This window comes from Shewanella sp. YLB-07, assembly GCF_009377275.1.
In genome coordinates this window covers 1-21,817 of record NZ_VOQB01000021.1, presented here as the reverse complement: position 1 = coordinate 21,817, position 21,817 = coordinate 1, and the positions used below count along the sequence as shown (strand labels likewise).

Annotated in this window: 21 protein-coding genes and 4 tRNA genes; 16 read left to right on the top strand and 9 right to left on the bottom strand. The window is 45.1% G+C overall.

Going from position 1 to position 21,817, the window contains the following annotated elements; genetic code table 11:
- Positions 1-363: 363 nt before the first annotated feature.
- Positions 364-1,740 (bottom strand): GntP family permease, encoded by a 1,377-nt coding sequence (locus tag FS373_RS29170; RefSeq protein WP_144046162.1) that lies wholly within the window; start codon positions 1,738-1,740, stop codon positions 364-366.
- A gap of 164 nt (positions 1,741-1,904) precedes the next feature.
- Here FS373_RS29170 and FS373_RS29165 point away from each other — a divergent pair, with 164 nt between their 5' ends.
- Positions 1,905-2,441: a gluconokinase gene (locus FS373_RS29165; protein ID WP_144046163.1), complete on the top strand. Its 537-nt coding sequence runs from the start codon at positions 1,905-1,907 to the stop codon at positions 2,439-2,441.
- A 525-nt stretch (positions 2,442-2,966) separates the two neighbouring features.
- Here the strand turns inward: FS373_RS29165 and FS373_RS29160 are convergent.
- The 5 genes from FS373_RS29160 to purM form a co-directional block, all read right to left on the bottom strand.
- On the bottom strand, positions 2,967-3,200 hold the full coding sequence (locus FS373_RS29160) for a hypothetical protein (protein WP_144046164.1): 234 nt from the start codon (positions 3,198-3,200) through the stop codon (positions 2,967-2,969).
- A 7-nt stretch (positions 3,201-3,207) separates the two neighbouring features.
- Complete coding sequence (locus FS373_RS29155; RefSeq protein ID WP_144046165.1) at positions 3,208-3,393, bottom strand: hypothetical protein; 186 nt, start codon at positions 3,391-3,393, stop codon at positions 3,208-3,210.
- A 1,103-nt stretch (positions 3,394-4,496) separates the two neighbouring features.
- The gene (locus FS373_RS29150; protein WP_152831249.1) at positions 4,497-5,501 is read right to left on the bottom strand and encodes a substrate-binding domain-containing protein; all 1,005 of its coding nucleotides are present in this window, start codon (positions 5,499-5,501) and stop codon (positions 4,497-4,499) included.
- A 237-nt stretch (positions 5,502-5,738) separates the two neighbouring features.
- Entirely contained in the window at positions 5,739-6,383 is a 645-nt protein-coding gene (gene purN / locus FS373_RS29145) for a phosphoribosylglycinamide formyltransferase (RefSeq protein ID WP_144046166.1), read from the bottom strand.
- Positions 6,383-7,420: a phosphoribosylformylglycinamidine cyclo-ligase gene (gene purM, locus FS373_RS29140; RefSeq protein ID WP_144046167.1), complete on the bottom strand. Its 1,038-nt coding sequence runs from the start codon at positions 7,418-7,420 to the stop codon at positions 6,383-6,385. The genes purN and purM overlap by 1 nt, the downstream gene beginning before the upstream one ends.
- 212 nt (positions 7,421-7,632) lie before the next feature.
- Here purM and upp point away from each other — a divergent pair, with 212 nt between their 5' ends.
- The gene (gene upp / locus FS373_RS29135; RefSeq protein ID WP_144046168.1) at positions 7,633-8,259 is read left to right on the top strand and encodes a uracil phosphoribosyltransferase; all 627 of its coding nucleotides are present in this window, start codon (positions 7,633-7,635) and stop codon (positions 8,257-8,259) included.
- A 178-nt stretch (positions 8,260-8,437) separates the two neighbouring features.
- On the opposite strand, the gene FS373_RS29130 is transcribed toward upp, so the two are convergent.
- Positions 8,438-9,757 (bottom strand): Na+/H+ antiporter family protein, encoded by a 1,320-nt coding sequence (locus FS373_RS29130; RefSeq protein WP_144046169.1) that lies wholly within the window; start codon positions 9,755-9,757, stop codon positions 8,438-8,440.
- Between the two features lie 312 nt (positions 9,758-10,069).
- Here FS373_RS29130 and FS373_RS29125 point away from each other — a divergent pair, with 312 nt between their 5' ends.
- Positions 10,070-10,675: a peroxiredoxin C gene (locus tag FS373_RS29125; RefSeq protein WP_144046170.1), complete on the top strand. Its 606-nt coding sequence runs from the start codon at positions 10,070-10,072 to the stop codon at positions 10,673-10,675.
- Positions 10,676-10,773: 98 nt separating this feature from the next.
- Here the strand turns inward: FS373_RS29125 and FS373_RS32500 are convergent, their stop codons facing one another.
- On the bottom strand, positions 10,774-10,908 hold the full coding sequence (locus tag FS373_RS32500) for a hypothetical protein (protein ID WP_265575367.1): 135 nt from the start codon (positions 10,906-10,908) through the stop codon (positions 10,774-10,776).
- Between the two features lie 96 nt (positions 10,909-11,004).
- Positions 11,005-11,691 (bottom strand): ribonuclease T, encoded by a 687-nt coding sequence (gene rnt / locus FS373_RS29120; RefSeq protein WP_144046171.1) that lies wholly within the window; start codon positions 11,689-11,691, stop codon positions 11,005-11,007.
- 142 nt (positions 11,692-11,833) lie between these two features.
- On the opposite strand from rnt, the gene FS373_RS29115 reads away from it, so the two are divergent.
- From FS373_RS29115 to FS373_RS29055, 13 genes are all read left to right on the top strand, one after another.
- Entirely contained in the window at positions 11,834-12,703 is an 870-nt protein-coding gene (locus tag FS373_RS29115; RefSeq protein WP_144046172.1) for a flagellar protein MotY, read from the top strand.
- 616 nt (positions 12,704-13,319) lie between these two features.
- Positions 13,320-15,470, top strand: a complete 2,151-nt coding sequence (locus FS373_RS29110) for a prolyl oligopeptidase family serine peptidase (protein WP_152831247.1) — start codon at positions 13,320-13,322, stop codon at positions 15,468-15,470.
- Between the two features lie 168 nt (positions 15,471-15,638).
- A complete protein-coding gene (gene ybgC / locus FS373_RS29105; protein ID WP_144046173.1) occupies positions 15,639-16,037 on the top strand; it encodes a tol-pal system-associated acyl-CoA thioesterase in 399 nt (132 codons plus the stop codon).
- Positions 16,027-16,716 carry a protein TolQ gene (gene tolQ / locus FS373_RS29100; RefSeq protein WP_144046174.1) on the top strand — a complete coding sequence of 230 codons (690 nt, stop codon included), beginning with the start codon at positions 16,027-16,029 and terminating at the stop codon, positions 16,714-16,716. The genes ybgC and tolQ overlap by 11 nt, the downstream gene beginning before the upstream one ends.
- Positions 16,716-17,150 carry a protein TolR gene (tolR, locus tag FS373_RS29095; RefSeq protein WP_144046175.1) on the top strand — a complete coding sequence of 145 codons (435 nt, stop codon included), beginning with the start codon at positions 16,716-16,718 and terminating at the stop codon, positions 17,148-17,150. Before tolQ ends, tolR begins: the two co-directional genes overlap by 1 nt.
- Before the next feature lie 3 nt (positions 17,151-17,153).
- Positions 17,154-18,113, top strand: a complete 960-nt coding sequence (gene tolA / locus FS373_RS29090; protein WP_144046176.1) for a cell envelope integrity protein TolA — start codon at positions 17,154-17,156, stop codon at positions 18,111-18,113.
- Between the two features lie 10 nt (positions 18,114-18,123).
- Positions 18,124-19,452: a Tol-Pal system beta propeller repeat protein TolB gene (gene tolB, locus FS373_RS29085; protein WP_144046177.1), complete on the top strand. Its 1,329-nt coding sequence runs from the start codon at positions 18,124-18,126 to the stop codon at positions 19,450-19,452.
- A 36-nt stretch (positions 19,453-19,488) separates the two neighbouring features.
- Positions 19,489-20,025: a peptidoglycan-associated lipoprotein Pal gene (gene pal, locus FS373_RS29080; RefSeq protein WP_144046178.1), complete on the top strand. Its 537-nt coding sequence runs from the start codon at positions 19,489-19,491 to the stop codon at positions 20,023-20,025.
- A 19-nt stretch (positions 20,026-20,044) separates the two neighbouring features.
- Positions 20,045-20,773 (top strand): tol-pal system protein YbgF, encoded by a 729-nt coding sequence (gene ybgF / locus FS373_RS29075; RefSeq protein ID WP_144046179.1) that lies wholly within the window; start codon positions 20,045-20,047, stop codon positions 20,771-20,773.
- A gap of 279 nt (positions 20,774-21,052) precedes the next feature.
- Positions 21,053-21,128: transfer RNA gene (locus FS373_RS29070), tRNA-Lys, on the top strand.
- Between the two features lie 39 nt (positions 21,129-21,167).
- A tRNA-Ser gene (locus FS373_RS29065) sits at positions 21,168-21,262 on the top strand.
- Positions 21,263-21,380: 118 nt separating this feature from the next.
- Positions 21,381-21,456: transfer RNA gene (locus FS373_RS29060), tRNA-Lys, on the top strand.
- Between the two features lie 255 nt (positions 21,457-21,711).
- Positions 21,712-21,787 (top strand) — tRNA-Lys (locus FS373_RS29055).
- The last annotated feature ends 30 nt before the right edge of the window (positions 21,788-21,817 follow it).

Below are 21,817 nucleotides of genomic sequence, written 5' to 3'. Positions count from 1 at the left end.
AGCAGCTTTTTTAACTTCACTTGATAATCTTCTTCGATTTCGAAAGTTTGGGTGCTCTATAATGTTTTGAGAATTTCAAAACTCTTACCTGATGCCATTTTCAGCGCTTATTATTGAGGAAATCAGCTGTCTTTATGGCCGACGTACATCAAGCACTCTTTCGGCACTTAAATCCTCACCGCGGCGAGTCCCCCTGTGTCAGGGTTGTTAAATTTTTATTAGTGTTAACTAGATAGGCATCAAAAAATCTGAGACTGCATAGTGTGGTTGCGAGGAGGTACGCTGGTGGTTTTAGATTTAAACATCCCTGTTTAAATCTAATGATCACGTGAGAGCTACAAGAGTGCACCCAGGACCGGTCGCTTAAAGAATCATGCTCAGCACGGCGACTATGATGAAGGCAATTGTGCCCAAGAGAGTTTCCATCACAGTCCAGGTTTTCAGGGTGGTTTTCTCATCCATTTCCAATAGTCTTGATACCAGCCAGAATCCAGAGTCATTGAAATGTGACAATACGGTCGCACCGCCTGCGATAGCGATAACGATGAAACACAGATCCAGCTCAGACAGACCTGAGGTAGCCGCAACGACGGGGGCGATCAATGCCGCTGTTGTGGTCAGGGCTACCGTGGCGGAACCTTGAGCGACACGAAGACAAGTGGCGATAACGAAGGCTGCCAGAATCACAGGCATGCCAGTATCTGAGAGGACACCAGCCAGTGCATCACCAATACCGCTCGCACGAAGCACGCCACCGAACATACCGCCTGCACCTGTCACCAGAATAACCGCACAGATAGGGGCTAATGAATCACCGCAGAGTTTTTCTAGTTTCGCCATGCCGAAATCTTTAGCGAAGATGGCTAGGCAGACTAACAGGGTGATCATTAGGGCTATCGGGGTTTTGCCTAACATCCTCAAAATCTCAACCCAAGGTGATGAGCTGTCGAGTATGCCAGCTACAGCGAGTGTATTTAGACCGGTATCCATGAATATCAGCGCGAGTGGTAACAGCAAGATACTTATAACTGTCGAGAATTTTGGCAGTCTTGACTCATCTATGATGGTGTCTGTGTTAAAGAAGGCTTTAGAGAGAGGAATATTAAACTTCTTGCCCGCATATTGGCCAAACAGATAAGCGCCGATATACCAGGTAGGTATTGCCACCGAAATACCTACAAATAACAGCAAGCCGATGTTAGCGCCTAATAAGTCTGCTGCGGCGACTGGTCCCGGATGAGGGGGAACGAAACCATGCATGACGGCAAATGCACCCGCTGAAGGCAGGGCATATTTAAGCGGTGAACCACCAAAACGAGCGGCGACACTCAAGATGATGGGCATCATCACAATGAGGCCTGCATCGAAGAAGATGGGAAAGCCGAAAAGCAAGGATGCGATACCTAAAGCTAGTGGCGCATTTTTTTCACCAAAACGTCCAACCAGCTTATCGGCCAATACCTTAGCCCCGCCAGTTACTTCCAATATTTTGCCTATCATGGCGCCGAGGCCAACGAGCAAGGCAACAGATGCCAAGGTGCCACCAAAACCACTCATCATAGTAGGTACCACGTCTTGAGATGGTACCCCTGTGACGATTGCGGTAGCGAAGCTCACTAAGGTGAGAGAAACAAAAGCATGGATTTTTAATTTAATGATTAAGATGAGCAATGCAGCGATAGCGAGCACCGCGACACTAAGTAGAAATGTTGGATCTGCTGTTTGAGCCATCAGGTTCATAATGATACCTATCTCATGTAAGGGGTAAGTTTGTTTGTGTTTTAGTTCACAAATCTCTTGGTTACGGGTAACATGTTACCCGTAACACTTCTTGTGTAAAGTACTATTTTTAATCTGAATAGCAAAAATGTCATCTGAGTCACTCTGAAGGTAGAGGAAGTTATATGCTTGGTAAAAGTATTATCGTTATGGGTGTTTGTGGTTGCGGAAAAAGCACAGTGGGAAGTCAACTTGCCGAGATGATAGGCGCAAAGTTTATTGATGGTGACGATCTGCATCCCAAGGCAAATATCATCAAGATGGCAAAGGGTAAGCCGTTAAATGATCAAGATAGAGGCCCCTGGCTGGAAAGGATCAGGGATGCGGCTTACAGCATAGAAACCAAGAACGAAACCGGGATAATAGTCTGCTCTGCATTGAAGAAAAGTTATCGCGATCTCATTCGTGATGGCAATAAAAATGTGTACTTTGTGCATTTATACGGTGATATGGCGTTGATCTTAGATCGAATGCGCCAGCGAAAGGGACATTTCATGAAAGAGAGTATGGTTAAAAGTCAGTTCAACACATTAGAAGATCCGCAGTTAGAATCGAAAGTGATGGTGGTAAATATTGATGGCTCCCAAGAAGAGGTTATCAGTCGCTCAATGATAGCGCTGAAACAAGCGGGGCTGATTAGCTCACTTTCAGTTAAGCTCTGAGTTATGACCGTTTTTTTGTTGCCGAAGGACACAGTCGGGTTCGCACCTGATTATCTGTTTCTTCAACTTGTTCGATTGTTGGTAATCATTTGATTTGTAAGTGTAAAATCATTGAGTTATAAGTTGTTAAATCCTAAATTATTAAATCTACAGATTGTAAGTATGGACAATTATGCCGAGATAAGTTGCGAGTAACCCTAGGTCTCGGCAATGTGCCTTAAACACGAAACTTACTGCAAACTAAAAATGCCGCGCGTAACGAATCCCCTTACACGTTTTGTTAGTAATATGATCTTGCGTTAAGTCCGAATGATAGGTAATACAACCGCTTTTAGCTGCTATGAGCCTCATCAATAAGCATTTGATGAGTCGGGGATAATGCCTTGGTGGAGTCGACGTCCATAAATGACACCTGTTGTACCACGCCCACGGCACTGCCAATTAGGCATTTGGAGGGGCTTGTCTTTGATGCTGAACGACACAGCCCATTGAAGATGACTTATTCTTAACTTAACTTAACTTAACTTAACTTAACTTAACTTCTTCGCTTTTTAACTGTTCAAGCAATTGTTTAAAAAAGGTGATGGTCTCTTTTTCCTGTTCACTGATTATTGCAATTGGATCGTAATACTCTGGATGGGTGAGATACCAATATTCTCTAAGCTGAGAGAAAACATAACGGCTAGGGTCGAGACTCAATACGCAGATATTTACACAATGTGGCTTATTGATAAGAAAGCAATATTGACAATACTTCATGGGTCTCTCAATTATCGTCATGATTAAGCAAAGAGGTAACCTCTTCCTCTTCGAGACCTAATGCTGCGCTCAATTCACGCCGTTCTATGTGTACCTCTATGCTATGACGCACCATGCGCTGCTTTATTTTAGTCTTAGATTTTGGCTTAGACTTAGGCTTAGGTTTTTCCTTAACTTCAGATTTGATCTGCATACTCTCTGCTGTAATTAAAAGATGTACTCTTCGTGCTCTCACTTATCAATAATCCCGAGAGCGGCTAACATTAGACTGACGATACTTTGTCCCATAGGACGTGAGTCAGAACCAACAACTTAGACAGTCATTCACCTTATACCACCGGAATAACCTAACAAGTTAACCATAAAAGGCACCATTAGTGTAGCTACCCATTTGGACAGCTAGTTATAAATGAAAAACACGAAATCCAGTGATAACAAGGTATCCAAGAGAGATCTCAAGCAAGATTAAAACGATGATGATTATTCAGAACGACTTACCCAATGAGACTGACCATGATGAGAGAGTATTGCTACGTTGAGATAGATTCCATTTGCAGCGACTTATCAGATTGTTAGCGGCAAGCGTCAATATCTACTTTTCCTCAGACATTTAGGTTGCAATCATAATCGCCTAATAAAAGATTCCACATAAGTGGGAGTTCTGGCATTTAATTTTGGGTCTGCTCATGGTGCAATTCCTTTAGGCTGTAATAACGGGTTAAAAATACTCTTGTCACATTGTTGAGTTTTAGCCTCATTATCCCGTGCCCCACCAATAATGACTTGACCAACTAATTGCCGTTTTCGAGATTCAGGCCACAGCAGTGTAGCTTTATCTATCGCGTCCTCTTTTTGAGCTAATTTAATATAAACATCCCATCTTACTGGTTTGTTTTCAATCAACTTTAGATATTGTCAATTAAATCATCTCAATAAAATCGCTCACCTATGTAAAAAAACTCATCGACAAAATGATGCAGAGCAGAAAACGCGGCTAGATTCGATTTTGAGGGCTAAATCCGATAGGATTTTTGTGTATGAACCTTAATCCTATGGCGTTTTCGGCACTCCCACCGTCTGGCAGTCTGATGTGCTTTACAGCGTTTCGCAGAAGTTATGCACATGCTTCGCCGGGCGGGCGGGCGGGCGATAGATAACCACGAAAGTATGACCTTCAAAACTACCCAACAACAAAACAGCCAAATGAATCAAATAAAAATGTGATCAAGCTTCATTTGCAGCTTGCTCTACATCTGGGTAAGACGCTGATGATACCTGTAGCATTTAGATGGAGTATTACAGGCTTGAGCCTGCAGAAATGCTATAGCCCAAGTCGAATACCTTCTGCTCACAACTGTCACCAGTTAAAGCATTGATAATCAGCTCGGCACTTTTTTTGCCAATTTCATATCGGGGGGAGTCGATACTGGTGAGCGCTGGGCTCATAACAGTCCCTATGTCTAAGGCGTTATTGCCTACTATGCTTAACTGCTTTGGCACCTCGATGCCTTTTTGTTGCGCGGCCATCATGATGCCGACGGCGATATCATCATTGGTACAAAAGGCCCCATCGAGGATTTTGTATTGCTTGAGTGCTTGTTCGAGTAGGCTTGCGCCGATTGAGAAGCTTGAGTGTTCTTCTGTTAGTACATAAATGGGTTTATGACCCTGAGCCTCTACAGCTTGTGTGTAACCTTGCATTCTGAGTTTGGTCCGGCTGTCCAGACGTGCACCGAAGTAGGCTATCTGTTTCTTACCAGAGTTGAGCATCTGGGTGACAACCTTATACGCAGCCCCTTGATGGTCTAAACCAACAGCCATATCAATCGGATTTTGAGGTAACTCCATGGCTTCAACTACAGGAATGCTTGCTGTACGTATCATCTGTAAGGTGCGCTTTGTGTGTGAGGTTTCCGTGAGTATGAGCCCATCGACTTGATAAGAGAGCAGGGATGCGACCTTAGTCTCTTCTTCTAATTCACTGTAACCAAAGTGGGCGATAAGCGTTTCATAGCCATGGGCTTTAGTGATCTCTTCTATGCCTTGCGTAAAACGCGCGAAAACTTGATTCGATAGTGAAGGCAGTAAGATGCCTATGGCCTTACTCGACGACTTTGACAACATGGTGGGAGCGCGATTTTGGATATAACCTGTAGCTTCTATCTCCTTGGCAATTTTATCCCGAGTGCTTGGCGCAACAGAACTAGGATCTCGCAGGTAGCGTGAAACCGTCATTTTAGTGATGCCAATTCTGTCGGCGATATCCTGAAGGGTTGGTCTGGTTTTTTGTGCTGCGCTCATACATATTCTCACTCTAATGTTACAGGTAACATTAACATCAATATATGCATGGATCTATTGGTAATGATGGGTCACTGAAAGCTGAAAGCTAATGTAATCAGCTAAGTAGATCACTAGGTTTACTTCAAAACGTTCAACTCAATACCAATTGGTATAGTCGGGACGGGACAGAGCCCCAAAAAAGGCGCTGAATTAAATTCAACGCCTTTAAATTATCGACTTGCCTGTGGAAGCTTATTAGTCCGCAGCGTAGCCCATGTCTTCGAGTGCTTTACCATCGAGGAACGCCTGACCATCTTTCATCTCGAGTCGATTCTGGCTAAACCATTTTACGACCATAGGATAGATGGCATGCTCTTGCTGATGAACTTTCTCAGCTAAGGTATCGGCGGTATCTTCATCATAGACAGGCACTTTAGCCTGCAGTATGACAGGACCCGAGTCTAGCTCCGGCGTCACGAAGTGTACGCTGGCGCCATGTTCGGTGTCTTTAGCATCGATAGCACGCTGATGGGTATTAAGCCCTGTGTACTTAGGGAGGAGAGAAGGGTGAATATTGATCATTCGTCCTTCGAAACCTTGTACAAATTCATCGCTCAATATCCGCATAAAGCCGGCTAAGACAATCAGATCTGGTTGATATCTGTCTATGGCAAGCTTTAAGCGGGCATCATATTCGGATCTTGCTTCATCCTTTCGAACAATCACACAGCTAGTGTCAATCTCGCTTTGGTGAGCACGGATAAAACCGTAAGCATCGGGCTTGTTACTGATCACACCGACGATTTCAGCTTCGAGGTGATCATCACAATCATCGATGATCGCCTGCAAGTTGCTACCATTTCCTGAGATTAATACTAAAACGCGACAGTTTGAGGACATTACAGGATCTCCACTTGCTCTTCGTCGCCATTGCGCTTAGCAATGTCACCGATAAGCCAAGCTTTCTCGCCTTCGGCGTTAAGCAGCTTCAGTGCAGCATCGACTTTATCTGACGGTAGCGCGACAACCATGCCTACGCCACAGTTGAATGTACGGTACATTTCAAATTCGGCAATGTTACCGTTTTCCATCAACCAGTTGAAGATGCTTGGCCACTGCCATGAATCACCTTTAACAACGGCTTTACAGTCATCAGGAAGAACGCGTGGGATGTTTTCCCAGAATCCGCCACCAGTAATGTGAGCCATAGCGTGCACTTCAGTTTGTTCGAGTAACTTAAGCAGCGACTTCACATAAATTTTAGTCGGCTCAAGCAGATGGTCAATCAGTGGCTTGCCTTCGAAATCATCTTCAGGGTTAGCCTTGCTGACTTCGAGTACCTTACGGATCAATGAGAATCCGTTTGAGTGAGGACCACTTGACGCTAGTGCGATAAGTGAGTCACCAGCAACGACTTTAGTGCCGTCGATGATGTCAGCTTTCTCTACGACACCGACACAGAAGCCGGCTAGATCATAATCATCGCCTTCATACATGCCTGGCATCTCGGCTGTTTCACCACCGATAAGTGCACAGCCTGACTGTACACAACCTTCGGCAATACCTTTAACGACTGCAGTTGCGGCATCAACATCAAGCTTGCCTGTCGCATAGTAATCGAGGAAGAAGAGTGGCTCGGCGCCTGAAACGATTAAATCGTTAGAGCACATAGCGACAAGGTCGATACCGACTGTGTCGTGCTTCTTATAATCGATTGCCAATCTTAACTTGGTGCCAACACCATCGGTACCAGAAACAAGCACAGGGTGTTTGTACTTAGTCGGAAGCTCACAAAGAGCGCCGAATCCACCTAAGTTGCCCATAACTTCTGGACGGTGGGTGCGTTTCACGGCAGATTTAATATTATCAACTAGTGCATTTCCGGCGTCGATATCGACACCTGCATCTTTATAGCTAAGCTGTGTAGGAGTGCTCACGAAGATCCTCTCGGGTACAGAATGATTATTGGATTTTATGCGGCGCCATTCTACCAGTTTGTGACAGGCCTCGAAAGCGAAGATTTGGCTATTTATAGCGGACATAGCTCACGATTTATCGTGTTTTTAAAACTTTATGTTTTCCATTGCGGACAAATAAACTAAAATCTCGTTAATTTGCTTGTACCAACGCTAAAAATCAGGAGAGAAAAATGAAAGTTGTCGAGGTTAAACACCCATTAGTTCGTCATAAAATAGGCTTAATGCGCGAAGGCGATATTAGCACTAAGCGTTTCCGTGAGTTAGCTGCGGAAGTGGGTAGCCTACTGACCTACGAAGCAACTGCTGATTTTGATACCGAAACTGTCACTATCGAAGGTTGGAATGGTCCGGTTGAAGTTGAACAGATTAAAGGTAAGAAGGTCACGGTTGTGCCTATTCTTCGGGCCGGCCTTGGTATGATGGACGGTGTTCTGGAGAATATCCCGAGTGCGCGTATCTCAGTTGTTGGTATGTACCGCGATGAAGAGACGCTTCAGCCAGTCCCTTACTTTGAAAAGCTTGCCAGTGATATGCCTTCACGCATCGCCTTGGTCGTCGACCCTATGCTTGCGACGGGTGGCTCAATGATCTCAACTATCGATCTGTTAAAAGACCGTGGTTGTACCGCGATTAAAGCTTTGGTACTGGTTGCTGCACCTGAAGGGGTTGCAGCATTAGCGAAGGCTCACCCAGATGTGGAGCTTTACACTGCTTCTATCGATGATTGCCTGAACGAGCAGGGATACATTCTTCCTGGTCTTGGTGATGCGGGTGATAAGATATTCGGTACTAAGTAGTCTCAATAAAGGTAGTCATAAGCACTGCTGTATAAACTTAAATTAAACTAACCCTTAGTTTATATCTCTAGTTTATAAATAGAAAAAGGAGCCGAATGGCTCCTTTTTTGTTTTCAATTTTCATTTTGATTCAATGCTCGAACTTCGAACTTCGAACTTCGAACTTCGAACCTTTCTGCTACAGCACCATAGCTGCTATCCAGCCAAACACCAGCAATGGGATGTTGTAGTGAATAAACGTTGGGATCACACTGTCTTTTATATGGTCGTGCTGTCCATCGGCGTTTAAGCCTGCTGTTGGACCTAGTGTCGAGTCCGAGGCTGGTGAACCGGCATCTCCCAGCGCTGCCGCAGTGCCTACAAGTGCGATTGTGGCGGTGACAGAGAAGCCAAAGTTCATGGCCAATGGCACATAGATGGTGGCGATGATCGGAATAGTAGAGAAAGATGAGCCTATACCCATGGTAATGAGTAAGCCCACGAGTAACATCAGGAAGGCGGCTAAAGCTTTATTGTCGCCTATGATGTTGCTCAGTGAGTCGACTAAACTGCTTACATCGCCGGTTGCTTTCACTACTGCGGCAAACCCTGCAGCAGATATCATGATAAAGCCAATGTTGGCCATCATGCGCACGCCTTGGTTAAACACATCCTGATCGGCGACATGCTTGAGTGCGCCAGAGAAGCTGAAGATAATAAAACCAATCAAGGCACCGAAAATCATTGAGCCGGTAATTAATTGAACCGCGAGTGTTGAGGCGATAGCAATGGCTGCGATGACAATATTACGACCGCTCACCGTTTCTTCGGGCTCGGCGGCTAAGATCTGCTCTTCTTTATATTCGCGAGGCTTTCTGTAGCTTATAAATACTGCCACAAGCAAACCCGTTATCATGCCCATTGCCGGGATCATCATGGCGGTGGGGATCTGCTCGCGTACGGCGTTGAGGTTATTGTTATTTAGGTTGGCCAGTAATATATCATTTAAGAAAATGCCGCCGAAGCCAATGGGCAAGATCATATAGGTAGTCACTAAACCAAAGGTGAGTACACAGGCCACCAAACGTCTGTCCAGTTTTAGCTTAGACATCACATGTAGTAGTGGTGGAATAAGAATAGGGATAAACGCGATGTGGATTGGGAGCAGGTTTTGGGAAGAAACCGCCATGGCAAGGATAGCCAGTAACAGGGTCCAACGAACGCGATTCATATTAGCGCTGTTCTGTTCTTTTCCCAGTAACGAAATGACCTTTGTGGAAATAAGCGTGGTTAAGCCTGAATGTGACAGAGCCACGGCAAATGCGCCTAGAAGTGCGTAGCTTAACGCAATCTGTGCTCCACCACCTAAGCCGGTGTTAAATGCATCTACCGATTGTTGAAGACTCATTCCCCCAACCAGACCTGCGACCAGTGCACTTACCGTGAGTGCGATTACAACATTTACCCGAGCTAAACTTAGGCCTAGCATGAGGCAAACAGCGATGACGACTGCGTTCATATCAATAAATTCTTTCTTATCTTTAGTTGGGCAGACATTCTTGCCTAGCTAGGCTTGCCTTGTCCAGTAGACTGAGGATATATCTGTTAAAACTGAGGGTTTGTTAACTCAATGTGGACATAAATAGTTAATTTTTGTAAATAACCACAGTATCGATAAGTTTATTACGATGCCTTAATATACGAAGAGATGAAGATTCAATTAATAAAGGTGATATTCGTCGCAAAAAGCTTGTATGCGAGAAAACACTGCCTATAATGCCATAAGATTTAAAACGAAAAGCGTTTTTCAATCCATAGATGGAGATATAAAATGAGCGTATTAGTAGGCCGTAAGGCACCTGATTTTACTGCTGCAGCTGTACTTGGTAACGGCGAAATCGTCGATAGCTTCAACCTAACTGAAGCCATCAAAGGCAAGCCAACGGTAGTTTTTTTCTACCCACTTGATTTCACTTTCGTATGCCCATCTGAGCTGATCGCTTTCGATCATCGCATTGAAGAGTTCAAGAAGCGTGGCGTGGAAGTGATTGGTGTTTCTATCGATTCACAATTCACTCACAACGCATGGCGTAACACTCCAGTTGCTGAAGGCGGCATCGGCCCAGTTCAGTACACTCTTGTTGCTGACGTTAAGCATGAGATCTGTAAGGCATACGACGTTGAGCATCCAGAAGCTGGTGTTGCTTTCCGTGGTTCTTTCCTAATCGACAAAGAAGGCATGGTTCGTCACCAGGTGGTTAACGATCTTCCACTAGGTCGTAATGTCGATGAAATGCTGCGTATGATCGATGCACTTCAGTTCCACGAAGAGCACGGTGACGTTTGTCCTGCAGGTTGGGAAAAAGGCGACAAAGGTATGGACGCAAGCCCAGAAGGCGTTGCTTCTTACCTAAGTGATAATGCAGATTCTCTATAATCTTAATTGATTATCGTTAGTCTAAAGCATTAATAAAACCGCGATGATCGCGGTTTTTTTATGTCTGTTTTATTCTTTACTATTTATCATTATTGATATTACAGCTTGCCCGATAACCAGAGCTTGATATTGAGGAGAAACTGCTCATTCTGTTCCGCTCCCGGCGCCTTTAATCCCATCTTCCATTGTTCATTATCGTCACAAGCAATCTGAGCGGCAATCAGGAATAGCAATCCATCCTCTTTTATCCAGTAAAACGGCCATGAGGCCGTTTCTTGATACTAGATTGGGTCTAGTTAATGATTAGCTTGGCTCTAGATTTAAGCCTATTAATCCGTGCTTGCTTGACTCGCCGTTTCAACAGGTGCATCAAGGTCGTGATTAACCGCTAATGGCCAGCCGCCGAGGGCTTTCCACTTGTTGACTATATGACAAAATAGCTCTGCGGTACGCTCGGTATCGTAAAGCGCCGAGTGGGCTTCGCTGTTATCAAAATCGATGCCGGCAATTGAACAGGCTTTGGCCAGCACGGTATGCCCCAGCGCTAAGCCTGAAAGTGCGGCGGTATCGAAGGTGGCAAAAGGGTGGAAAGGTGTACGTTTAAGCGCGCAACGCTCAATCGCCTTGGATACAAAGCCGTGATCGAATGCGGCGTTGTGGGCGACTATGATACTTCTGTGACAGCCGACGGCTTTCTGCGCCTTCTTGACCTCTTTGAAGATCTCGAGGAAGGCTTCTTTCTCGCTGACAGCTCCGCGTAGTGGGTTCGTTGGATCTATGCCATTGAAGGCGAGGGCATCAGGTTCTAAATTCGCTCCTTCGAACGGTTCTATGTGGTAATGCAGAGTCTTGTCTAAACTGAGTATACCTTCATCATCCATTTTCAGCATGGTGACGGCGATTTCAAGCAACGCATCAGTTTGGGAATTGAAGCCGGCAGTCTCGACATCGATGACCACAGGGAAATAGCCCCTAAAACGGTGATTTAATTTGTTGGCGTCGCAAATTTCGCTCATTGAAAGTGTCCAAATAGTTATCAGGCCGCTATTATGAGGGAAGCACTTAATGCTGTCATGTCTGAATGGCTATTTTTTAAGCTAAAGGTCTGTAAAAGTGTGCCGATAGCATTAAGTAATAGAATTAATATGAGTATCAGGTATGTGGCTTAGAGTATTGATAGCGTCGACATTATGTATGCCCTTTTTTGCGACGGCAGAATTGCGTCATTATGTTGCCTCTCTCGATCAGTCACAGTGGAAGCTGAGTGGCAATACGCCGATCATATGCCGTCTCGAACATGATATCCCCGCTTATGGCAAAGCGGTGTTTACTAGCACTGCAGGTAAAAACCATAATTTGAATTTCAGTTTAGATATGTGGGTTAAACCTGATCAAGTCACTCAAGCAACCTTGATGAGTATGGCACCAGCTTGGAGACCGGGGATTCTCTCTAAAGAGATCACTGAGCTGACCTATCAGAAGTATTTCAGCGGCGAAGTACCACGTAATGCGGCCTGGTCCATGTTGGCCGAGCTTGAACGCGGCATGGAACCTACCTTTTACTACGCCGATTGGTACAACCAATCAAATAAAATCGCTGTTGGCCTCTCTGCGGTGAATTTTAATCGTAAATACAGAGATTTTAAGGCTTGTCTTGCCGGGTTATTGCCTTATAGTTTCGACGATATCGCTTTTACTGTATTAACCTATGAGTCGGGTGGTTCGGAGTTAACCCGCTTTTCTAAAGCACAGATAGCCAAAGTACAAGAGTACCTCGCTTATGACTCTGAAGTAGAGCTGGTATTGATCGATGCTTATACGGATAGCTATGGTGGTCGTTCAATCAACCAGAAAGTGTCAGAGCAGCGTGCGGACTCGGTGAAGAACTTCTTCTTATCGGCGGGGATCAATCAAGATCGTATCTCTACGGTTGGTCACGGGGAACGTCGTCATGTGGCCTCTAATTCAACCATAGATGAACGAGGCAGAAACAGACGGGTTGTCATTAGGATTAGTAAACCTATGTGATGGATTTCAGTAAAGGGTGCGTCATACCCTTTATGTGTTAGTGATTAGGCCCAGCTTTGAAGTTGGGCTTTTTGTTGCTGACATTCTAGTCAGTGGAGAGCTAGAGAATTTTAGGCAAAAAAAAGCCCGCTTAATAACTTAAGCGGGCCGCAAATAATATATTGCAATCAACAAATTGAAGGAAGGAAGTCAAGCATAAGAACCAGGGATAAAATTCACGTGTCAGACACGGGAATTAAGAGTTCTTGTTTTCATATCTGTAAAACAGATACTTCCTGAAAACGAGATAAGTATAGGCTTAGGCACCTGAACTGACAAACTAGAAAAAATACCGTTTAGCATTAGAATATATAATGCGTATAAATGTGATCTAGGTCCGTAAATGCACTAATTTAGCTAGTTTCCGCTTGATTAAGCAAATTAACTGCATAATTCAACATCTACTTAATTAATCCATGTTACAGGGTTATTAATATGGCTATTGATGCAATCATTCTGCATCAAATATTCTTTGATTGCCTCGCAAATAATTACTTGTATAGTGGCTTGCAATGCTGGGCCTAGGCTCAGGGGAAACATAATAAGAAATACCATCAATATCAGCAGGACAGCAAACATGATATTTAAAAGCAAATTGAGAAAGCAGCACCTATTAATAGCGAGTCTAGCTCTTGCGCTTATGGGCTGCCAGGCAGCGCAGCAAGAATTAGAGCAAAAATCTTCTTCGGTCGCAATAGATGCCGGTACGATTGAAACCATTCACGGAGTGCAAGTTGCAGACCCTTATCGTTTTCTTGAACAAGACACAGAGCGAACTCAAGCTTGGGTGAAGATGCAGCAAGCAGAAGGGAAAGCATACCTCTCAGGCATCGACAACAAACAAGCCGTGGTCGACCGTATTACCGAGCTGTGGAATTACGAAAAAGTCTCCGCGCCTTTCGAACACGGTAACAACACCTTCTTTTATAGGAATGACGGCCTGCAGGCTCAATCTGTGCTTTATGTTAAAGGTTCCAATGGAGATGAGAAAGTCGTATTGGATCCAAACATGCTATCGAGTGATGGTACTGTGGCTTTATCGGGAGTCTCGGTCAGTGGCGATGGTAAGACATTAGCTTATGGCGTGTCTAAGTCGGGTTCGGATTGGCAGCAGTGGCAATTTGTCGATGTCAAAAGTGGAGCTAAACTCGATGACGAGCTAAAGTGGATTAAATTCTCAGAAGCCGTGTGGAACAAAGATAATACCGGTGTGTATTACGCTCGATATGATGCACCCGCAGGTGGCAACTTACTGGCCGATGTTAACTTCAATCAGAAGGTGTATTTTCATCAGATAGGGACAGAGCAGGTGACCGATAAGCTCGTCTATGAGCGTCCACAGAATAAAGACTGGGGTTTTGGTATTGAAGTCTCGGAAGCGGGTGACTATCTGTTGCTTTCAATCTCCCAAGGCACAGATACGCGTAATCGCTTCTTCTATAAGTCGCTGGAGAAGCCTGCTGAAGTGGTGGAGTTGATCACGGACCTGGAAGCCGAATACACTTTCTTAGGCAACGATAAGTCGGTGTTCTACTTTAAGACAGATCTCGATGCACCAAACGGTAAAGTGATCGCAATCGATGTCAATCACAGTGATAAGGCCAATTGGCAAACCCTCATTGCCGAGTCGAGTGATCCAATCAGCAATATTGCAATTATTAACGATCACTTGGTCGTGAGTTATCTGCATGATGTGCTCGGTAAACTATCAATTTTTAGCATGAATGGGGTAAAGCGCCAAGACGTGACTCTTCCTGGTAAAGGCAAGGTTGCCGGTCCCTATGGTAAGCGCAGTAAAGACTATTTTTACTATGTCTATAATAGCTACGTGCAACCTAAAACAACGTACAGGTTTGATTTCAAGACGGGTGAATCATCAATTTACGCTGAGCCAAAGGTGTCATTCAAGCCTGAAGATTACACTTCGGAGCAAGTCTTTTATACCAGTAAAGATGGTACTCGCGTACCTATGATGATCTCATACAAGAAAGGCATGCAGAAGAATGGCGCAAACCCGACACTGCTATATGCATACGGCGGCTTTGCTATCTCGCTGACACCAAGATTCAGTCCGGCCAATATAGCCTGGATGGACATGGGGGGGATTTATGCGGTACCCAACTTAAGAGGTGGCGCCGAGTATGGTGAGAGCTGGCATCAGGCAGGCATGTTAGATAAGAAGCAGAACGTGTTCGATGACTATTATGCAGCGGCGGAATATTTAATCGATGAGAACTACACCAATAAAAGTAAGCTTGGGGCCTATGGCCGCAGTAACGGCGGTTTATTGATGGGAGCGACGCTGACTCAGCGTCCAGAGTTGTTTGCCGCCGTGTTACCGGCAGTTGGTGTGCTCGACATGCTCAGGTTCCACAAGTTCACCATTGGCTGGGCCTGGACCAGCGAATATGGCAGTGCCGATGTTGCCGAGCAGTTTCCAGCCTTGCAGGCTTATTCCCCATATCATAACGTGACCAAGCGTAGCTATCCGGCGACTATGGTGATGACAGCCGATCATGACGACAGAGTGGTACCGCTGCATAGCTTTAAGTTTGGTGCCATGATGAAGGCGAAACAACAGGGAGATGCACCAATCATCATGCGTATCGAGTCGAAGGCGGGTCATGGTGCGGGTAAGCCAACATCGATGAAGATCGATGAGTTTGCCGATATCTACAGCTTTCTATTTGAAAGTTTCGGGTTAAAAATACCGGAAAAAGTTAATTGATAATCATGTAATCGTGAAATGATGAAGAAAAGAGGAGCCTCGCTCCTCTTTTTTATTAACAATTTTTTATGATTATCACCCGCTTCTAAGCATGGCAAGCATTCACAATTGCATTGGGTCTAGGTATAGTAGGCCTCTATTTTATCTCAAGATTGGCGCTTAGAATTCATGTTTCGTTGGCCTATTTCTGTCTATTACGAAGATACCGATGCAAGTGGCGTTGTTTATCATTCAAATTATCTTAATTTTTTTGAGCGAGCTCGTACCGAGTGGCTGAAGGCTATGGGGGTCAAGCAGGCTGCTCTGTTGGCCGATGATATTGCTTTTGTGGTTAAAAGGGCCGAATTAAATTTTTGCCGTGCAGCAAGATTTGAGCAGAACCTTATCGTCGAAACAGTTGTCATAGATTTGAAGAAAGCATCCTTGATGTTTGAACAGAAGTTAATTGACGAGCAAGGCGTTATATATTGTGAGGCTAAAGTCTTAGTCGCCTGTATTTCTTTATCGCGTATGCGACCTCGTGCCATCCCCAAAAATATAGTTCAGGAGTTTAAAGGTGGAAGCTGAAATTTCAATTATAGGGTTATTTTTACAAGCCAGTATCTTGGTTAAATTTGTGATGATCACCTTGCTGGGGCTGTCTGTGATGTCCTGGGCCGTTATCATTCAACGTCACCGTTTATTGAAAGCTGCGAAGCAAAATGCCCTCAAGTTTGAGGATAAGTTTTGGTCTGGAGTGGATCTCAATAAACTCTATAAAGAGTTATCGGCCAGACAAGATAGCAATACCGGATTAGAAACCCTGTTCCATACAGGTTTTAAAGAATATGCGAGATTAAGTAAGCTCAATAGTAAGGTTCCAGGGGCTGTGATGGACGGCAGTTATCGCGCCATGCGCGTATCTCTGTCTCGTGAGATGGAAAAGCTCGAAGTCCATTTACCTCTGTTAGCCACAATCGGGTCTACCAGTCCCTATATTGGGTTATTCGGCACTGTTTGGGGGATCATGAACTCCTTTATCGCTCTGGGCGCGGTGCAAAATGCCACTCTTGCCATGGTCGCTCCGGGTATTGCTGAAGCCTTGATTGCCACGGCTATGGGTTTGTTTGCCGCTATCCCAGCCGTGATCGCCTATAACCGCTTCACGACTCTGGTGGATAGTGTTGAGATGTCCTATGCGAATTTCATGGAGGAGTTTTCCAGCATCTTGCATCGTCAAGCATACAGTGACAGGGAAGAAAGCTAATGCAGCAGGGCTATCAGCGAAAACGCCGGCGCCCCGTTGCCGAGATTAATGTGGTGCCTTATATCGATGTGATGTTGGTATTGTTGATCATCTTCATGGTGACGGCGCCAATTGTCACCCAAGGCGTGAAAGTGGATCTTCCTCAAGCGACATCTGAGATGCTTCCCGCCGACAGTAAGCCGCCGATCGTCGCCTCTATCGATGCCGACGGGGATTACTTTTTGGATGTGGGCAGCTCAAGTTCGAAGGAGCCCTTAGATCTTGAAGAGGTCGCGATTCGTGTGGGCGCCATCATTCAATTGGAACCCGAGCGCCCTGTAGTGGTAAAAGCCGATAGAAGTATCGCCTATGATAAAGTGATCCAATTAATGGTGAGCTTACAAGGTGCAGGCGTTCCTTCGGTTGGTTTGATGACAGATTCACCTGGAGACTAGTCGGTGGCAGCTAAATCAGATTTTACCTTACCTTTAGTTATTTCAGCTGGTATTCATATTGGCGTGTTAGTCATCCTCGTCATGGGCGTAGATTTTTCCGATAAACCAAAACCTCAGCCTCAGGTGAGCGCGCCAGCGATGAAGGCCGTGGTGGTCGATCAGAAATTAGTGGCTCAGCATGTTGAGAGGTTAAAGGCTGAGAAAAGAGAGATTGCTCGACAAGAGAAGGCGCGTCAGGATGAATTGGAACGCCAAGCGACTGAAGCTCGTCAGCAAAGAGAGCGCGAGCAGGCTCAAATTAAAAAGTTGGAAATTGAGCGCAAGCAGAAAGAGATAGAAACTAAGAATGCACTGGCTGCGGCAAAAGCGGCTCAGTTGAAGCAGAAGCAGGAAAAAGAGAAGGCGCAACAGGCAGAAGAGTTCCGTAAGCAGAAAGAGAAAGAGCGTCAGGCTTCTGAAGAGGCGGCTAAGAAAGCCGAGGCGAAACGAAAACAGGAAGAGGCCGTGGCTAAAAAAGCTGCCGATGAGCGTAAACGTAAAGCAGATGCTGAGCGAAAGCGTAAAGAGGAAGCCGAGCGTAAACGTAAGGCCGAGGAGAGAGAACGTCAACTGCAAGAGCAGATGATGCAAGATGCCTTGGCGGAAGAGCAGGCAGCACTGTCGCAAACCCGTAACAGGCAAGTGATGAGTGAGGTTCAGCGTTTTACCAGCATGATTAGGGCGACCATCCAACGTAACTTGGTGGTCGATGAGTCGATGCGTGGAAAAAGTTGTAGGGTATTTATTCGCCTAGCTAATGATGGCTTCGTTACAGGAACCAAGATACTGTCTGGAGATTCTGTAGTATGCCGTGCGACTAAGGCTGCTATAAACAAGGCTGGACGTCTGCCTGTATCGAGTGAGCCAGATGTGTACAGCAAACTCAAAGAAATTAATTTAACAGTTCAACCGGAATTCAATTAAGAGGAGTCCTATGAAGACTTTGGGGAAGTGGCTCTTTTTAAGCCTGATTATTTTAAGCTCACCAGTAAGAGCCGCGTTAGATATCGTTATTACCGAGGGAGTGGATGCCGCACGTCCTATTGCCGTGATCCCGTTTGTTTGGCAAGGGGCCGGGGCCGCGCCTGAGCAGATCTCAGATGTTGTTATGTCGGATCTTATTCGTAGTGGTACATTTAAGCCGCTCGATGAATTAGGCCTACCTCAACGTAATATTAGTAGTGTGTCTCAGTTTGTCGCTAAAGGCTGGTCAAGCATCGGCGCCGAAGCTGTTGTGATGGGCTCTGTCAAACCTTATGGTAATGATCAATACTTGGTTACTTTCGACTTGGTCGACCTGGTTAAGGCTCAAATGCAACAAGGTACGGGTCCTCAGTCTAATAGTGAATATCTTATCGATAGTCGAGAGACGGTTATCTCAGCCGCACAATTTAGGCAGTATGGTCACAGGATCAGCGATCTGGTCTATGAGAAACTGACTGGCATTCGCGGCGCATTCTTAACCCGTCTCGCCTACGTGGTAGTGAAGCATGGTGAGAAGTCACCCTATCAGTTAATGATCTCTGATTATGATGGTTATAACGAGCAGATGTTATTGCGCTCCCCTGAGCCACTTATGTCACCGTCTTGGTCTCCGGATGGTCGTAAATTGGCTTATGTCAGCTTTGAAAATAAAAAAGCCGAAATATTTATTCAGGACATCTATACTCAGTCTCGTAGCAAGGTCTCCAGTTTCAATGGCATCAATGGAGCTCCGGTATTTTCCCCTGATGGAAAGAAGTTGGCATTGACTTTATCTAAAGATGGCCAGCCTGAAATTTATGTGATCGACATCGCGACCAAAGCACTCAAACGAGTTACAAATCATTACGCTATCGATACCGAAGCTTCATGGTTTCCCGATGGTAAGTCTTTAATATTTACTTCTGAACGTGGCGGTCGCCCTCAAATCTATAAGGTGACATTAGCCTCGGGTAAAGTGCAGCGCCTGACCTTTGAAGGGGAGTGGAACTTAGGTGGTTCTATTGCACCAGACGGTCGCAGTATGATATTCGTAAACCGTACTAACGGTAAGTATAATATTGCAAGAATGGATCTTGAGACGCGTTTTATGCAAGTACTAACGTCAACGCGGCTCGATGAGTCACCGAGTGTAGCGCCAAATGGCACTATGGTGATATATGGAACAACCTATCAAGGTAAGCAGGTTTTAGGGGCTGTATCTACGGACGGACGATTCAAAGCAAGATTGCCTGCGGGCCAGGGGGAGGTTAAGTCTCCTTCATGGTCACCTTTTCTCTAACAATTTTTAACTATAAAAAATATTAAGGATTTTAAAATGGATCTCAATAAGCTGTTTAAAGCTATGTTGGTTGTACTTCCGATTATGGCCCTCAGTGCTTGTAGCTCTACTTCTGAGTCTGAAACTGATGCGACTAGCTCAACTTCAGGTTCCGGTAGTGAGTTAGCTACTGGTGGTGTTGAAACCGGAGGCGTAGCTCCAATTTTGACTCCTGAAGAGCAACAACGTCTGAAATATCAAGAGTTGCGTAAAGAGCACATCATTTATTTTGATTTTGACCGCAGTTCGGTATCGGCTCAGTTCGCAGAAGTCCTTCAAGCCCATGGTAACTATTTAGTTGAGCATCCAAATGTTCGCTTGATGATCGAAGGTCACGCCGATGAGCGTGGAACTCCTGAGTACAATATCGCGTTAGGAGAGAGGCGTGCGAAGGCTGTTGCTAAGTACCTACAAGGAATGGGCGTACTGCCTAGCCAAATGAGTATTGTCAGCTATGGTGAAGAGAAGCCATTAGATATGTCTCGTACAGATGATGGTTTCGCGATTAATCGCCGAGCTGTTTTAGTTTACTAACCGTTTGGTAGGTTTATCTATGAAAAGAGCCGTATTAACGACGGCAATTCTTCTTAGTATAGGTGTGGCGTCTGCTGCACCTGCACCGGTGGCTGATGCTACCGGTAGTTCTACTGAAGACAGAGTTGCACGTTTAGAAAGGATCCTTCAAGCAAAGCAACAGTCAGAATTCCAGACTCTGCAACGTTTGGATACGCTACAGCAGGAAGTGCTCGACCTACGTGGTTTAAATGAGCAGCAAGGTTATCAAATAGACCAGATGCTCCAGCGTCAGCGTCAACTCTACGAAGAGATCGCAAATCTATCGGCTAAGTCCGCTCAAGCGCCTATTGTGGCAACGTCACAAGCTAGCTCAACTTCCTCCTCTTCTACTTTAGGCGAAACAGCCAGTTATGAGCATGCCGTTAACTTGGTGCTCAAGCAGAGGAAATATGACGAGGCGATTCCTGCCTTCAGGGGATTCATAAAACAGTACCCTGACTCTACCTACGCAGCTAACGCTAACTATTGGCTGGGACAGCTCTTATATAACAAGAGTGATTTTGAACCTGCTAAGCAAGCGTTCGATACTGTAGTTAATCGCTTTAAAGACTCAAATAAGCGTGCTGATAGTTTAGTTAAGCTTGGGATGATAGCTGAGAAGGTTGGAAAGGTGTCTTCTGCGAAAGTTTACTACCAACAAGTTATTAAAGAGTATGCAAATAGCGCAGCAGCTCGCTTGGCACAACAGCAATTGTCTGCTCTTTAATCCTTATTTATTCAAAAAACAGGCTCTTAGTCTGTTTTTCATGCAAACAGCAAAAAATGTAAAAAATGCACTTGCAAGAGAAGACGAAAAAGGTATTATAGGCGCCCTCAGAGCGGCAGAGTCGCTTGAGGGTCTTGAGTTAATCAGTTTTCGAATCGTTTAACCAGAGATTTTGCTACTAAGAAGGGCCGCTAGCTCAGTTTCTTGTAGGAACAGACAGTTGGCTTTTAATCGGGTGATAATCGGTTATTAACTTTGAACTATCAGCAATACCAGAAAGGGCCGTTAGCTCAGTTGGTAGAGCAGTTGGCTTTTAACCAATTGGTCGAAGGTTCGAATCCTTCACGGCCCACCACTTCCTCTAGGTGGATAAACTGAGGAACGGTTGAAGAGAGGTTAGCTCAGTTGATGCTTTGTTAATAAGAGCGCAGTTGGCTTTACTCTTAACTACCATATTGGCCGAAGGTTCGAATCCTTCACGGCCCACCACTTCTTGAAAGTGTACGACTTAAGTTAATCCTTGGGATGTAAAATTCAAAACCACTCTAACTGAAAGTGGACTTGTTCATTGCGATGAAGAAGCAAATTCAGAGTGCAATACCAGAAAGGGCCGTTAGCTCAGTTGGTAGAGCAGTTGGCTTTTAACCAATTGGTCGAAGGTTCGAATCCTTCACGGCCCACCACTTCCTTTAGGTGGATAAACTGAGGAACGGTTGAAGAGAGATTAGCTCAGTTGATGCTTTGTTATAAGAGCGCAGTTGGCTTTACTCTTAACTACCACATTGGTCGAAGGTTCGAATCCTTCATGGCCCACCACTTCTTGAAAGTGTACGACTTAAGTTAATCCTTGGGATGTAAAATTCAAACCACTCTAACTGAAAGTGGACTTGTTCATTGCGATGAAGAAGCAAATTCAGAAGTTTAAGCAATACCAGAAAGGGCCGTTAGCTCAGTTGGTAGAGCAGTTGGCTTTTAACCAATTGGTCGAAGGTTCGAATCCTTCACGGCCCACCACTTCCTTTAGGTGGATAAACTGAGGAACGG

Coding starts and splice junctions, on each gene's coding strand:
- pal (WP_144046178.1), top strand. CDS start 19,489: ATGGATCTCAATAAGCTGTTTAAAGCTATGTTGGTTGTACTTCCGATT.
- FS373_RS29115 (WP_144046172.1), top strand. CDS start 11,834: ATGTGGCTTAGAGTATTGATAGCGTCGACATTATGTATGCCCTTTTTT.
- FS373_RS29170 (WP_144046162.1), bottom strand. CDS start 1,740: ATGAACCTGATGGCTCAAACAGCAGATCCAACATTTCTACTTAGTGTC.
- FS373_RS29165 (WP_144046163.1), top strand. CDS start 1,905: ATGCTTGGTAAAAGTATTATCGTTATGGGTGTTTGTGGTTGCGGAAAA.
- FS373_RS29155 (WP_144046165.1), bottom strand. CDS start 3,393: ATGCAGATCAAATCTGAAGTTAAGGAAAAACCTAAGCCTAAGTCTAAG.
- rnt (WP_144046171.1), bottom strand. CDS start 11,691: ATGAGCGAAATTTGCGACGCCAACAAATTAAATCACCGTTTTAGGGGC.
- FS373_RS29150 (WP_152831249.1), bottom strand. CDS start 5,501: ATGAGCGCAGCACAAAAAACCAGACCAACCCTTCAGGATATCGCCGAC.
- tolB (WP_144046177.1), top strand. CDS start 18,124: ATGAAGACTTTGGGGAAGTGGCTCTTTTTAAGCCTGATTATTTTAAGC.
- FS373_RS29130 (WP_144046169.1), bottom strand. CDS start 9,757: ATGAACGCAGTCGTCATCGCTGTTTGCCTCATGCTAGGCCTAAGTTTA.
- ybgF (WP_144046179.1), top strand. CDS start 20,045: ATGAAAAGAGCCGTATTAACGACGGCAATTCTTCTTAGTATAGGTGTG.
- FS373_RS29125 (WP_144046170.1), top strand. CDS start 10,070: ATGAGCGTATTAGTAGGCCGTAAGGCACCTGATTTTACTGCTGCAGCT.
- FS373_RS29110 (WP_152831247.1), top strand. CDS start 13,320: ATGATATTTAAAAGCAAATTGAGAAAGCAGCACCTATTAATAGCGAGT.
- ybgC (WP_144046173.1), top strand. CDS start 15,639: ATGTTTCGTTGGCCTATTTCTGTCTATTACGAAGATACCGATGCAAGT.
- upp (WP_144046168.1), top strand. CDS start 7,633: ATGAAAGTTGTCGAGGTTAAACACCCATTAGTTCGTCATAAAATAGGC.
- FS373_RS29160 (WP_144046164.1), bottom strand. CDS start 3,200: ATGAAGTATTGTCAATATTGCTTTCTTATCAATAAGCCACATTGTGTA.
- purN (WP_144046166.1), bottom strand. CDS start 6,383: ATGTCCTCAAACTGTCGCGTTTTAGTATTAATCTCAGGAAATGGTAGC.
- tolR (WP_144046175.1), top strand. CDS start 16,716: ATGCAGCAGGGCTATCAGCGAAAACGCCGGCGCCCCGTTGCCGAGATT.